This window comes from Terasakiella sp. 4MB5A, assembly GCF_050058155.1.
GTDB lineage: Bacteria > Pseudomonadota > Alphaproteobacteria > Rhodospirillales > Terasakiellaceae > Terasakiella > Terasakiella halodenitrificans.
Genome location: NZ_CP188815.1, coordinates 1,046,412 through 1,059,792 on the forward strand (window position 1 = coordinate 1,046,412; position 13,381 = coordinate 1,059,792).

Sequence of the window (13,381 nt, forward strand, 5' to 3'; positions counted from 1 at the left end):
TGTCCCAGGTGGCTTCTAAAGCACAAGGTGCAAGCGGACTTGCCGGTCGTTATGCCAATGCTCTATTTGAGCTAGCGGTTGATAACGGTGCGGTCGATCAAGTGGCTCAGGATCTTTCTGACCTCAGTGTAATGCTGAGCGAAAGCGAAGATCTAACCAAACTTGTTCTAAGTCCCGTGATTGCACGCGAAGAACAAGGCCGCGCCATGACTGCTGTCATGGACAAGGCACAAATTTCAGATCTCACGAAACGATTTATCGGGGTGGTGGCACAAAATCGTCGCCTCTTTGAACTGGAAGGCATGATCCTTGCGTTCCAATCGCTTCTTGCCGCGCATAAAGGCGAAGTATCTGCTGAAGTTACTTCCGCTAAAAAGCTAACGCAAAAGCAAGTTGATTCGTTGACCGCTTCTCTTAAAGAAGCAATTGGCAGTGATGTCGCTGTTGAACAGAAGGTGGACTCTGCACTCCTTGGCGGTTTAATCGTCAAGGTCGGCTCGCGCATGGTAGATAGTTCCTTGCGCACCAAGTTGCAGCATCTTCAACTCGCCATGAAAGGGGTTGGGTGATGGAAATCCGCGCCGCGGAAATTTCTGCGATCCTCAAAGAACAGATCGCTAATTTCGGAACCGAGGCTGACGTAGCTGAGGTTGGTCAAGTCTTGTCTGTGGGTGACGGTATCGCCCGCGTACATGGTTTGGATAACGTTCAAGCCGGGGAAATGGTTGAATTCCCAGGTGGCTTGAAAGGTATGGCACTGAACTTGGAAACCGACAACGTCGGTATCGTTATTTTCGGTGATGACCGCGCTATCAAAGAAGGCGATACAGTTAAACGTACTGGCGCCATCGTGGAAGTGCCGGTTGGCCGTGGCCTTTTGGGTCGCGTTGTTGACGGTCTGGGCAACCCGATCGATGGCAAAGGTCCGTTGAAAGACGTTACTAACCAGTTGATGGAAGTAAAAGCGCCGGGCATTATCCCGCGTAAGTCTGTACACGAACCCGTACAAACTGGTTTGAAAGCTGTTGATAGCTTGATCCCGGTTGGCCGTGGTCAACGTGAATTGATCATTGGTGACCGTCAGACTGGTAAAACAGCCATCATTCTGGACACCATTTTGAACCAGAAAAACGTAAACGACAACGCCAAAGACGAAAGCGAAAAGCTGTACTGCGTCTATGTTGCGGTTGGTCAGAAACGTTCGACTGTTGCACAGTTGGTTAAAGTTCTCGAAGAAAACGGCGCGCTGGAATATTCCATCATCGTTGCTGCGACAGCTTCTGAACCGGCTCCGATGCAGTTCTTGGCACCTTATTGTGGCGCTGCGATGGGTGAGTACTTCCGTGACAACGGTATGCACGCACTGATCGGTTACGATGACCTGTCCAAACAGGCAGTTGCTTATCGTCAAATGTCCCTGCTTCTGCGTCGCCCGCCGGGCCGTGAAGCTTATCCGGGTGACGTATTCTACTTGCACTCCCGTCTGCTGGAACGTGCTTGTAAAATGTCTGACGCCATGGGTGCTGGTTCATTGACGGCTTTGCCGGTTATTGAAACACAAGGTGGTGACGTTTCCGCGTTTATTCCGACAAACGTAATTTCCATTACGGACGGTCAGATCTTCTTGGAAACCGAACTGTTCTATAAAGGTATCCGTCCGGCTGTTAACGTTGGTCTTTCTGTATCTCGTGTAGGTTCTTCTGCACAGATCAAAGCCATGAAACAGGTTGCGGGTTCCGTTAAACTGGAATTGGCTCAGTACCGTGAAATGGCAGCCTTTGCACAGTTCGCATCTGATTTGGATGCGTCTACGCAAAAACTGCTGGCTCGTGGTGAGCGCCTGACAGAATTGCTGAAACAACCGCAATTCTCTCCGCTTCCGGTTGAAGAGCAAGTTGTATCCATCTTCGCTGGTGTGAACGGCTATCTGGATGGCATCAAAGCAACGGACGTGAACCGTTACGAAGCTGCCATGTTGAACGACGTTCGCGCAAACGGTGCTGATATCCTCACAACAATCCGTAGTGAGAAGGCCCTCAGCGATGAGACCACCGAAAAACTGAAGAAGTATCTAGACGACTTCACTAAGTCTTTCGCTTAATCGTTTTCATCGTTGAAGAAGAGGAATTAGGCATATGCCCAACCTCAAGGACCTAAAGATCAGGATCGACAGTGTCAAATCGACACAGAAGATCACTTCGGCCATGAAGATGGTGGCGGCCGCGAAACTGCGTAAGGCACAAATGTCTGCAGAATCCGCCCGCCCCTATGCCGAGCGTATGGAAGCTATGGTCGGAGCTCTTGCAAAGAGCTTCGACGGTGTCCAAGGCGCTCCGGAACTGCTTGCAGGCAACGGCAAAGACGAAAAGCACCTCATCGTGCTGGTGTCTTCTGACCGTGGTCTGTGCGGTGGTTTCAACGCAAACATTGGCCGTTTTGCCCGGAATAAGATTGCTGAGCTTAAACAAGCTGGCAAATCTGTAAAAGTCTTGTGTCTGGGGCGCAAAGGTCGTGATCAGGTTCGCCGTCAGTTCGGGGACACAATCCTTGAAACGATGGAAGATCTGACAAAGAACGGTGCGCAATATTCAGACGCCGATGTCATTGCACTTCGCATCCGTACGATGTTTGAAGAAGGTGAGATCGATGTTTGTACAGTCGTATACAACAAGTTTGTATCCGCCATTACACAAGAAGTCACGCCGCTGCAGGTTATTCCTTTCCAATTGGATGAAGTTGAGTCCAACGAGGAAGAACAGGATGATGAACTGAAGGCTTTGTACGAGTACGAACCTTCTGAAGAAGACATTCTGGAAGAACTTCTGCCGCGTAACCTTTCGGTACAGATTTTCCGCGCCATGTTGGAAAGCTTTGCTTCCGAACAAGGTGCCCGTATGGCAGCCATGGACAACGCAACACGTAACGCCGGGGACATGATTGATAATCTGACCTTGACTTACAACCGTGCACGTCAAGCCGCTATTACAAGTGAGCTGATCGAAATCATTTCCGGCGCAGAAGCGCTGTAACCGTTAGACGCAAATATTTGCGAAGTAGGAGCTTTTTGCGATGAGCAAAAAAAATGTAGGTAAAGTTACACAGGTACTGGGCGCCGTTGTCGACGTTCAGTTCGGAGAAACTTTGCCGGAAATCATGTCCGCTCTGGAACTTCAAAACCAGGGCAAACGTTTGGTGCTGGAAGTTTCCCAGCACTTGGGTGAAAACACAGTTCGTTGTATCGCGATGGATACGACCGACGGCTTGGTTCGCGGTCAGGAAGTTGTTGATACAGGTGCGCCGATTTCCGTTCCTGTTGGTCCGGAAACACTGGGTCGTATCATCAACGTTATCGGTGAAGCCATCGATGAACGCGGCGATCTGAAAACATCCAAAGGCACACTGCCGATCCACCGTGAAGCGCCGACATTCTCAGAACAGTCTACCGAGACTGAAGTTCTGGAAACAGGCATCAAGGTTATCGACCTTCTCGCACCGTATGCGAAGGGTGGTAAAATTGGTCTGTTCGGTGGTGCCGGTGTAGGTAAAACCGTTCTTATCATGGAATTGATCAACAACATCGCAAAAGGCCACGGTGGTTTCTCCGTATTCGCGGGTGTTGGGGAACGTACTCGTGAAGGGAACGACCTTTACCACGAAATGATCGAATCCGGTGTTATCAAGCTGGACTCTGATGAGTCTAAAGCGGCACTGGTTTACGGTCAGATGAACGAACCACCGGGAGCGCGTGCTCGTGTTGCCTTGACAGGTCTGACTTTGGCGGAATATTTCCGTGATGAAGAAGGTCAAGACGTTCTGTTCTTCGTTGATAACATCTTCCGTTTCACACAGGCTGGTTCAGAAGTGTCCGCCCTGTTGGGTCGTATCCCGTCTGCGGTAGGTTATCAGCCGACACTTGCAACCGAGATGGGTAACCTTCAGGAACGTATTACGTCCACGAAGAAAGGTTCCATTACATCTGTACAAGCAATTTACGTACCTGCCGATGACTTGACTGACCCGGCGCCGGCTACGTCTTTTGCCCACTTGGATGCAACAACCGTTTTGAACCGTTCTATCGCCGAGCTCGGCATTTACCCGGCTGTGGATCCGCTCGATTCCACATCTCGTGTACTTGAGCCGCGCGTCGTTGGTGAAGTCCACTATAAAGTGGCTCGTGAAGTTCAGCGCGTACTGCAAACATACAAATCTTTGCAAGACATCATCGCCATCCTTGGTATGGACGAATTGTCTGAAGAAGATAAAATGTTGGTTGCACGTGCACGTAAAATCCAGCGCTTCCTGTCTCAGCCCTTCCACGTCGCGGAAGTGTTCACAGGTTCACCGGGTAAATACGTTAAACTTGACGACACAGTGAAGGCGTTTGAAGGCATCGTGGCCGGTGAATACGACCATCTGCCGGAAGCTGCGTTCTATATGGTTGGCGGTATCGAGGAAGCCCTCGAGAAAGCCAAGAAAATGGCTGCAGACGCTGCGTAATCATTCAGAAACCACTAGCCAGGAGACAATACAATGACTGACACTGTCCAGTTCGAACTCGTTTCCCCGGCCAAGCTGCTTCTGTCTGAAGATGTAGAAATGGTTGTGGTTCCGGGCGGCGAAGGTGACTTCGGTGTTCTGCCCGGACACACGCCGATGCTGACGACGGTACGTCCCGGCATCATCGACATCTATGAAAACGACAAAATTGCAAAACGTATTTTTGTCGAAGGCGGTTTTGCTGAAGTTTCTGGAACACGCTGTGCTGTTTTGGCGGAAGAAGCGATTGCGCTTGATGAACTCAACCGTGATCACGCCGAAGCCCGCTTGCAAAAGGCAAATGATGCCTTGCAAGCAGCAGACAACGACATTGCCAAAAAAGATGCGGAGCGTGAATTGCGCGCTGCTGAAGCAATGCTCGCAGCTTGTGGTGCTTAAACTAAGCACTCTCAAGAAACATGAAAACAGGGCGTATGGTTTTGCCATGCGCCCTTTTTCTTTGACAGGTTCTTTTTATCTTGCCATCATTTTTACTGATGCAAAAGGAAGGAGGGCTTTATGTCACAAACCATTACCTATCCTACGTTCGTGGAATACCGCGCCAAAATCAATCAGGCCAAAGACGATCTGGAAAGCGGTAAGAAATCCGCCGCCAGTAACCGTTTACGCAGTGTGAATAAACATCTGGACGAATTAGAGGCCGTGCGCAACAGCTTGAATTGCGAAAGTCTCGGACGTCTCAATCATCTGCAAAAATTGGCCGCAGAAGTCGAAGCTCTTAAATAATGCTCAGTTACCAGCACGGCTACCATGCCGGCAATATCGCCGATGTTCATAAACATACGGCACTTGTTCTCTTGCTTAAATATTTAGGCACACTGCCAAAACTCGTGACTTTTATTGATAGTCACAGTGGGCGTGGTCTTTATAACCTGACTTCGGAAGAATCGGAAAAAACAGGGGAATGGAAAGATGGCATTGCACGCCTAAAGGACCGTGAACTGCATTCTCAAGCCTTGAAGGATTACGTTGCCCAAGTGGCAAGGTTTGAGGAAAATATTTATCCCGGGTCCCCTGCCTTAACCGCACAGATGATGGCTGCTAATCATCGCGGCTTGTTCTTTGAACTCCACCCCGGCGAATTTGAAATTCTCAAAGAAAATCTGGTTGATGATAAACGCCAACGCCTGATCCATAGCAATGCAATGGATCGTTTAATCGATTATCTCCCCCCGCGTAATGCCGATGGTCTGTTATTAGTTGATCCTTCTTATGAAGTTAAAGAAGAATATGCCAGTATCGCGCGCTTGGTTAATCAGGCCCATAAACGATGGCCCGGTGGCGTGAAAATGGTCTGGTATCCTTTGTTACCGGAAGATCGACATGAAGAACTTAAAAAGGGTTTGAAAGAGGCAACCTTTTACGAACTTGTTGGTCCGCGTAAAGAACGGGGTATGTACGGTACAGGCCTTGCGCTGATAAACGCACCGGAGCACTTTGACAAAATCTTTAAAGAAGCCGTTACTGAGATGGAAAGTTTTCTGTTTAATTCATGATTACCCGAGAGCAATTCAATCAACACTGCGCCACCCTGAGGGGGAGTACCCATGTTCTTCAATGGGGTGGTGCCGATGTTTGGAAAATTGGCGGCAAAATATTTGCGATTGCGCCGCGTGCCGGGGACGGGGAATTTCAAAAGATCAGTCTTAAGGTCAATGATTTTGCCTATGAAATTTTAACTCAGAAAGAGGGTATTGTTCCGGCCCCTTATCTGGCGCGGGCGAAATGGGTTCAAATTCAATCTCCAGAGGCCATGACAGACGAAGACCTTCTACAACATCTTACCGATGCCTATGAAATTATTACGGGCAAGTTGACAAAGGCCTTGCGTCACGAGTTGGGGATATAACGTTTAAACGGATAAGACCACGTCAGGGTAATCGCTAAACACACCATCAACCCCCATGGCCCACAGTCGCTTTGCTTCCTTGCGGTCATTGACGGTAAATACATAGAGGTCTCGCCCTGATTGTTTGACGACTTCAATCATTTCTTTCGTCAAAGTCCGTTCCCACAGATGAATGGACACGGCATTCAATTCATTTGCCTGTCTTTCCCAGTCCTGTGGAAGCTCGTCATATATGATGGCCAGCGGGCAAGGCGCATTTTTCTGCCGAAAACCGAATAAGGCGGCCTGGTCAAAGCTGGAAACGAGAATGTTGTTTGTGTCTTCCCCCACAATTTCAGCTACGGCTTGCCCTAATTGTTCCCCTTCACCGCGATGGGTTTTTAATTCGATATTGAAGCCTAAATTCAATGCGCGACAACAGGCCAACGCATCTTTAAGAAGCGGCATACGTTCCCCGACAAATCGACCATCACCAAACCATTGCCCGATATCCAGCTGGATAGCTTGTTGCCATTCAATTTCCCGAATAAAGCCGGACGCATTTGTACAACGATCCAGGCTGTCATCGTGAAAAAGAACGACCGTTCCATCCGCCAGCAAAGTTGCATCCGCTTCAATCCAGCGACATCCCACCCGTGCAGCGTCACGAATGCCCGCCAATGAATTTTCCGGTGCATGTGCCGCACATCCGCGATGACCGATCACATTTGCCATCTGCATGGTTTTTAGTCTTCACTTAACATAACAACACCAGCCCCGACCAAGAGGCCACCGGACATAAAATTCAATAAACGCAGGGGTGTTGCGGATTTAAAAATATGGCGTGCCTTTGCGGCACTGAGTGCCCAGCCGAAATTGATACCGGCAAATGTCGCAGGAACGAGCACGGCAGCCCAGAGGGCTTCTTGCAGGCTCAAGGTTTCCATATCAATAAAAGTTGGAAGGAAACCTACATAAAAGGCCACCAGTTTCGGGTTGCCCAATGTCACCAATAGACCACTGACGAATCCAGCGCCCTTATAAGACTTTTTAGGGATCTTAATTTCCTGATTGTCCTGCATGGCATGGCGAATGGCCTGTATGCCTAAATAAATCAAATAGCATGCACCCAGATATTTGATCACGAGGAACAATGTTGAATAGGTTGCTGCCACATATCCCAGACCTGAAATTGCAGCAATAAGCCAGAGTAAATCGGCCAGAAAAACCCCGCCAATAAACCCAAATGTTGCAGTGATTCCACCAAATAATGCCCGCCCGACAAGGGCTGCAACCACCGGCCCCGGAACCAGGGCAAGAATAACTGTTGCGCCGACCAATGCTATTAATGATTGGATGTCCATTCTAAAAGGTCTCCTATCGGCTTGTTTTATAAATTAAAAAATATATTAAATGGCGATTAATGGCACACTTTTTCAACTTGACTCTGTTTTGCATGGCTGACACTTTTTGGTTGTTTAGTGATCGATAAATGTTAGAAAAAAGAAACATGCCTAATATCCCCCTTCCTAATGAGGAATTGGAGAAAGTCTCCCACATTCATATTTTGGAGGCAATCGACTTTCTTCAAGTTCATAAAAACTACGCCAATTTTAAAAGCGCAAAGTCCTGCTATCTGGTTTTTCCTCTTTGCCCGCCTCTCGCCGTTAAAATGGTTTTTGGGAAAGCCCTGTCCATTTGCCGCAATGGGGAACGCATACGCCCCTTTCATTTCAATAGCCGGACTGCCATTAAAATTTTGCAAATGCGTGGTTTTGAATGCATCAACACGCAACCCCACCAGCCCAGTGCAAACGACAGACAAAACGAGCGTGAATATGAAGGTCAAAAGCGCCTACAAAAGCATTATGTCCGGGAAAGAAACCGTACGTTGACCAAACGTAAAAAAGAGATGTTCAAACTAAAGCACGGATATTTGTTTTGCGAACTTTGCGGACTGGAACCCATCCAAGCCTATGGCAAAATCGGGGAAAGCTGTATTGAAGTTCATCACAAGACTCCCTTATCCAGTCTGGAAGGTACACGAGAAACCACATTGGATGATCTGCAATGCCTATGCGCAAATTGTCATCGAATTGAACATGCCATTATTCGGGATACAAAGTCTTAGCCGATTTAACGCCCGCGTCGTTTGGCTTTTTTTCCGCCACCCGCACCCGCGCGTTCTGCTGCCCCCTTGGCAATCCCGGCTTTGTTTAACCCGAGATCGGCGGCTTCCAGACGACGTATTTCATCACGTAGGCGTGCGGCTTCTTCAAATTCCAAATTGGCGGCGGCATCCTTCATCTGCTTGTCCAGATCAGCCAGAACAGTTTTCAGGTCTTTGCCGACCAAATGCTTATTGTTGCCCGCCCCGGTATCAACCGTCATATAATCGCCCTGCGAGACATCATCCAACACGTCTGAAATGTGGGATTTCACTGTTTGCGGCGTAATGCCGTTGGCTTCGTTATAGGCCTGTTGTTTGGCACGCCGTCGGTTGGTTTCACCAATGGCATAATCCAGACTTTGCGTCATTTTATCAGCATAAAGCAAAACGCGCCCGTTAATATGACGTGCGGCTCGCCCGATTGTCTGAACCAAAGATCGTTTGGAACGCAAGAAACCTTCTTTATCTGCGTCCAAAATCGCAACCAATGAGCATTCCGGGATATCCAAACCTTCACGCAATAGGTTGATCCCGACCAATACGTCAAACGCGCCTAGACGCAAATCACGGATAATTTCAATACGTTCCAGTGTTTCAATGTCACTGTGCATATAACGTACACGCACGCCTTGTTCATGAAAATATTCGGTCAGGTCTTCTGCCATACGTTTTGTCAGGGTTGTGACCAGAACCCGTTCGCCGCGTGCCGCTGTTTCACGGCATTCATTCAGCAAATCATCTACCTGTGTTTCAACCGGGCGCACGATACAGACCGGATCGATCAAACCGGTGGGACGAATGACCTGTTCGGCAAAGACACCGCCGGTGCGTTCCATTTCCCAGTCCCCCGGTGTTGCAGATACAAAGATGGACTGCGGACGCATGGCATCCCATTCTTCAAATTTTAACGGGCGGTTATCTACGCAGGACGGCAAGCGGAACCCATAAGAGGCCAATGTGCTTTTACGGTTATAGTCCCCGCGATACATGCCCCCGATCTGTGGCACGCCAACGTGGCTTTCATCCACGATTAACAGGGCATCATCGGGTAAATATTCAAACAAGGTCGGGGGGGCCTGACCAGGTAGACGATCCGTCAAATAGCGTGAATAATTCTCAATCCCTGAACAAAAGCCCGTGGTTTCGATCATTTCCAGATCGAATATTGTACGTTCTTCAATACGTTGGGCTTCGATCAGCTTATTATTGGCGCGGAACCATTCAACGCGCTCTTTCATCTCTGCCTTGATTTTCTTCGAAGCCTGCATCAAGGTCGGGCGCGGGGTCACATAGTGACTGTTGGGATAGACGGTGACTTTATCCAACGCGGTTATTTTTTCACCGGTCAGGGGGTCAAATTCCCAAATATCTTCCAACTCTTCGCCAAAGAAAGACAAACGCCACGCCCGGTCTTCAAAGTGGGAGGGGAAAACCTCAACCACATCACCGCGCACACGGAATGTGCCGCGATGAAAATTGTTGTCATTGCGGGTATATTGCAGTTCCACCAACCCTTTCATCAAATCGCGCACGTCATATTCACTACCTGCTTCAATGCCAAGCGTCATTTCAGAATAGGTTTCCACCGCACCGATCCCGTAGATACAGGAAACAGAGGCAACAATGATCGTATCGCGATATTCCAGCAAAGACCGCGTTGCAGCATGACGCATCCGGTCAATCTGTTCGTTGATGGAACTGTCTTTTTCAATATAGGTATCGGTCTTGGGAACGTAGGCTTCCGGTTGGTAGTAATCATAAAATGAAACGAAATATTCCACATGGTTGTCGGGGAAAAAACTTTTCATTTCTCCATACAACTGCGCGGCCAAGGTTTTGTTCGGTGCCAAGACAACAGCGGGACGCTGCATTTCCTGAATGACATGGGCGATGGTAAAGGTTTTACCGGAGCCCGTTACCCCCAGAAGAACCTGATCTTTTTCACCATTTTGAATACCTTCCACCAACTCGCGAATTGCCGTCGGTTGATCACCTGCCGGCTGATAATCGCTGACGAGCTTAAAATCCTTGCCCCCCTTGGGGATGGGATGTTTCGGTGGGGTAAATATCGCATCAACTGTCATGGATTGAGATATAGCCCGAAGACTGCAATTGCTCAAGCATCACCCGCGATTATTCTTATAGACCCTCAAAAAAAATTAATTCATAGTTGTCATAAAATTATTATATTTAAAAAAAATCGGTACTCTTGATGAAAAACATTCTCAGCAAAGTCTGGGCCTCCAGCACCCTTTTGATCGTATTGATTTTTACGATCTCACAAATTGATATTATCCTCTCGGAACTGGGCCTTACACGAGATTGGCAGGCTTTTGCTGTGCGGGCACTCTCAACCTTGGCGTGGATTGTTGGCGCCCTACTTGTTATTAGGATTGTACGTATAGTTTTGTGGGAAGGTATTGTTACTCGCGCAAGCGGTATGACGCCGCCTCGATTAATTGTACAATTAGGTAATATCGTTATTGTCTTTCTGGCGGTATCCGGTGCGGCAACTTTTGTCTTTGGGCAATCCATTACCGGGTTTTGGACGGCCTCCGGTGCTATTGGTATTGTGGTTGGTTTTGCACTTCGCAACCTTATTCTGGATACATTTTCGGGCCTCGCCATTCATATGGAACGCCCTTTCAAGGTTGGACAATGGATTAACGTTCACACACGATTTGGCGAATATAAAGGCCGCGTTGAAGAAACCAACTGGCGCACAACACGTCTTTGGACGACAGGGCGCAACATCATCATTATCCCTAACAGCTTTATCACCACCACAATTTTATCCAATTACAGTATGGGTGGACTGGGCGAGGTCTCGCGCTTCGAACTGGTTTTCACATTGGATTTTTCTGTCCCGACAGAACGGGCCATTCGTGTTTTGACCGCAGCGGTTCAGGCTTCAATCGGTGACAAAGGCCCCCTGCCAAAACCCGCGCCCAAGGTACGAGCAAATAACATTACCCCCTATGGCGTCGAGTACAAAATTCGTTACTATATCGACCCTGACTTTGTTACGACAGCAAAGGCGCGTAATACAATTATCACCCATGTTATGGAACATCTGAACCATGCGGGCCTGACTTTGTCTTATCCGAAACGTGATGTTTATTTTACCCGCATGCCGTGGCGACAGAAAAGTTGGGCATACCCTAAAGACCTTGTCGGACAAATTCAAAAGATCTCTCTGTTTGAATTTCTGGAATTAGATGATTTGGAATTTATCGCCCAAGGCGTCAAGGTTAGAAACTATAAGGCAAAAGATACCATCGTTCATCAAGGTGAACTTGGTGACTCGATGTTTATTCTGGCAGAAGGCTTGCTGGAAGTTCTGGTGGAGCGTGAAAACGGTGAACTTTTGAAAGTTGCCGATCTGGCGCCGGGCACTTTCTTTGGTGAAAAGTCTTTGCTTAGCGGGGATCAACGTTCCGCCACTATTATCTGCGTAACAGATACCGTTGTCTGCGAAATCACCAAATCAGTTATGGCACAGCTTTTTGAGCGAAGCCCGGAAGTTGCAGAACAGCTGAGCAAGGCTATTGCTATTCGTGATCTGCAAAACCAATCCGCACTGTCTGAAGATAAAGAAGACAGCAGCCCTGAAATGATTGAAAAAGAAACAGGCCTTTTCCTTGAAAAAATCAAAACCTTTTTCAGTATTCGCGGTCTAAAGAAAGGGTGAAGTTCTTTTGAATTGATCTAAATCATACATACTCTTTTTAAACTTGCTACATTCCGATAGTAATGAATGACATAAACAGGGGGCATATATGACAGCTAAAAAGAAAATGGCCAAGATCGTCAAATTTGATGAGGAAACCATTGATGACGAGCTCATGGAACAAGAAATGATTGCCACTGACAATTTGTCCCAAATTAAACCTGCGGGGCGTGATGCAGAAAAATTCAAAGGCAAGAAAAATGCCAAGAGCAAAATCAAATCCATGGGGAATGGCTTGATTAAGGGAAAGCCCATTGACCAATTAGATGGTACGGATGCCCCGGTCGAAAAATTAAAAACATCAGATTATCTGGAAATTATTGCCCCTTTGCATGTGGAATTGTTGCGTATGCAAAATTCCGTCAAAACCAATGGACAGAAAATTCTCTCTATTTTTGAAGGGCGCGATGCTGCTGGCAAAGGGGGAACGATCAAGCGATTTATTGAACATCTCAACCCACGGGGCTGTCATGTTGTCGCCTTGGAAAAACCAACGGATCGTGAACGCAATCAATGGTATTTCCAACGTTATGTCAATCATTTGCCCACAGCTGGGGAAATCGTTTTGTTTGATCGTTCCTGGTATAACCGGGGTATGGTTGAACGCGTTATGGGATTTTGTGAACCGGACGAGGTCAAAGAATTTTTACGCTCTGTCCCTGAATTTGAACGTATGCTTCATCGCAGTGGGCTTAAAATGTTTAAATTCTATTTTTCGGTTTCCAAGGAAGAACAGGCACGGCGTTTCGCCTGTCGTGAAGATGATCCATTGAAACAATGGAAACTATCACCGGTCGATAAAGAATCGCAAAAACATTGGGCGGGTTATACCAAGGCAAAAGAGGATGTCTTCTTCTATACCGACACAAAAGAAGCGCCTTGGACGATCGTTAAATCAGATGACAAGAAACGCGCCCGCATCAATGCGATCCGTTACTTCCTTAGCAACGTAGATTATGAAGGTAAGAACGAAGAATTATTGCAATGGGATCCCCGAGTTATCCGCACGACGGAACAAGAGCTCGACGTCGAAGATTAATCTTCACTTTCATCAAACACAGTGAAAAAGGCACCTTGCAAGAGGGTGCCTTTTTTA

The 13,381-nt window shown here is 47.8% G+C and carries 14 protein-coding genes; 11 read left to right on the plus strand and 3 right to left on the minus strand.

From position 1 onward, the window contains the following. Positions 1-8 precede the first annotated feature (8 nt). From ACI0FF_RS05005 to ACI0FF_RS05040, 8 genes are all read left to right on the plus strand, one after another. Entirely contained in the window at positions 9-569 is a 561-nt protein-coding gene (locus ACI0FF_RS05005) for a F0F1 ATP synthase subunit delta (protein ID WP_419799026.1), read from the plus strand. Beyond that, the gene (gene atpA / locus ACI0FF_RS05010) at positions 569-2,101 is read left to right on the plus strand and encodes a F0F1 ATP synthase subunit alpha (RefSeq protein ID WP_419799027.1); all 1,533 of its coding nucleotides are present in this window, start codon (positions 569-571) and stop codon (positions 2,099-2,101) included. Before ACI0FF_RS05005 ends, atpA begins: the two co-directional genes overlap by 1 nt. Before the next feature lie 34 nt (positions 2,102-2,135). Beyond that, positions 2,136-3,029, plus strand: coding sequence for a F0F1 ATP synthase subunit gamma (locus ACI0FF_RS05015; protein ID WP_419799028.1), 894 nt, complete (start codon positions 2,136-2,138; stop codon positions 3,027-3,029). A 40-nt stretch (positions 3,030-3,069) separates the two neighbouring features. Further along, positions 3,070-4,497, plus strand: a complete 1,428-nt coding sequence (gene atpD, locus ACI0FF_RS05020; RefSeq protein ID WP_419799029.1) for a F0F1 ATP synthase subunit beta — start codon at positions 3,070-3,072, stop codon at positions 4,495-4,497. A gap of 33 nt (positions 4,498-4,530) precedes the next feature. Beyond that, positions 4,531-4,935 carry a F0F1 ATP synthase subunit epsilon gene (locus ACI0FF_RS05025; RefSeq protein WP_188666414.1) on the plus strand — a complete coding sequence of 135 codons (405 nt, stop codon included), beginning with the start codon at positions 4,531-4,533 and terminating at the stop codon, positions 4,933-4,935. Between the two features lie 120 nt (positions 4,936-5,055). Further along, complete coding sequence (locus tag ACI0FF_RS05030) at positions 5,056-5,283, plus strand: hypothetical protein (protein WP_419799030.1); 228 nt, start codon at positions 5,056-5,058, stop codon at positions 5,281-5,283. After that, positions 5,283-6,053: a 23S rRNA (adenine(2030)-N(6))-methyltransferase RlmJ gene (gene rlmJ / locus ACI0FF_RS05035; protein WP_419799031.1), complete on the plus strand. Its 771-nt coding sequence runs from the start codon at positions 5,283-5,285 to the stop codon at positions 6,051-6,053. Before ACI0FF_RS05030 ends, rlmJ begins: the two co-directional genes overlap by 1 nt. Beyond that, on the plus strand, positions 6,050-6,406 hold the full coding sequence (locus ACI0FF_RS05040) for an MmcQ/YjbR family DNA-binding protein (protein ID WP_419799032.1): 357 nt from the start codon (positions 6,050-6,052) through the stop codon (positions 6,404-6,406). The genes rlmJ and ACI0FF_RS05040 overlap by 4 nt, the downstream gene beginning before the upstream one ends. Before the next feature lie 3 nt (positions 6,407-6,409). On the opposite strand, the gene ACI0FF_RS05045 is transcribed toward ACI0FF_RS05040, so the two are convergent. Continuing rightward, the gene (locus ACI0FF_RS05045) at positions 6,410-7,126 is read right to left on the minus strand and encodes a glycerophosphodiester phosphodiesterase family protein (protein ID WP_419799033.1); all 717 of its coding nucleotides are present in this window, start codon (positions 7,124-7,126) and stop codon (positions 6,410-6,412) included. Between the two features lie 5 nt (positions 7,127-7,131). After that, complete coding sequence (locus ACI0FF_RS05050; protein ID WP_419799034.1) at positions 7,132-7,749, minus strand: LysE family translocator; 618 nt, start codon at positions 7,747-7,749, stop codon at positions 7,132-7,134. Positions 7,750-7,895: 146 nt separating this feature from the next. On the opposite strand from ACI0FF_RS05050, the gene ACI0FF_RS05055 reads away from it, so the two are divergent. After that, the gene (locus tag ACI0FF_RS05055) at positions 7,896-8,516 is read left to right on the plus strand and encodes an HNH endonuclease (protein WP_419799035.1); all 621 of its coding nucleotides are present in this window, start codon (positions 7,896-7,898) and stop codon (positions 8,514-8,516) included. A 5-nt stretch (positions 8,517-8,521) separates the two neighbouring features. On the opposite strand, the gene uvrB is transcribed toward ACI0FF_RS05055, so the two are convergent. Further along, a complete protein-coding gene (gene uvrB, locus ACI0FF_RS05060; RefSeq protein WP_419799036.1) occupies positions 8,522-10,639 on the minus strand; it encodes an excinuclease ABC subunit UvrB in 2,118 nt (705 codons plus the stop codon). Between the two features lie 128 nt (positions 10,640-10,767). On the opposite strand from uvrB, the gene ACI0FF_RS05065 reads away from it, so the two are divergent. Next, on the plus strand, positions 10,768-12,246 hold the full coding sequence (locus tag ACI0FF_RS05065) for a mechanosensitive ion channel family protein (RefSeq protein WP_419799037.1): 1,479 nt from the start codon (positions 10,768-10,770) through the stop codon (positions 12,244-12,246). 88 nt (positions 12,247-12,334) lie between these two features. Continuing rightward, positions 12,335-13,324 carry a polyphosphate kinase 2 gene (ppk2, locus tag ACI0FF_RS05070; protein ID WP_419799038.1) on the plus strand — a complete coding sequence of 330 codons (990 nt, stop codon included), beginning with the start codon at positions 12,335-12,337 and terminating at the stop codon, positions 13,322-13,324. The last annotated feature ends 57 nt before the right edge of the window (positions 13,325-13,381 follow it).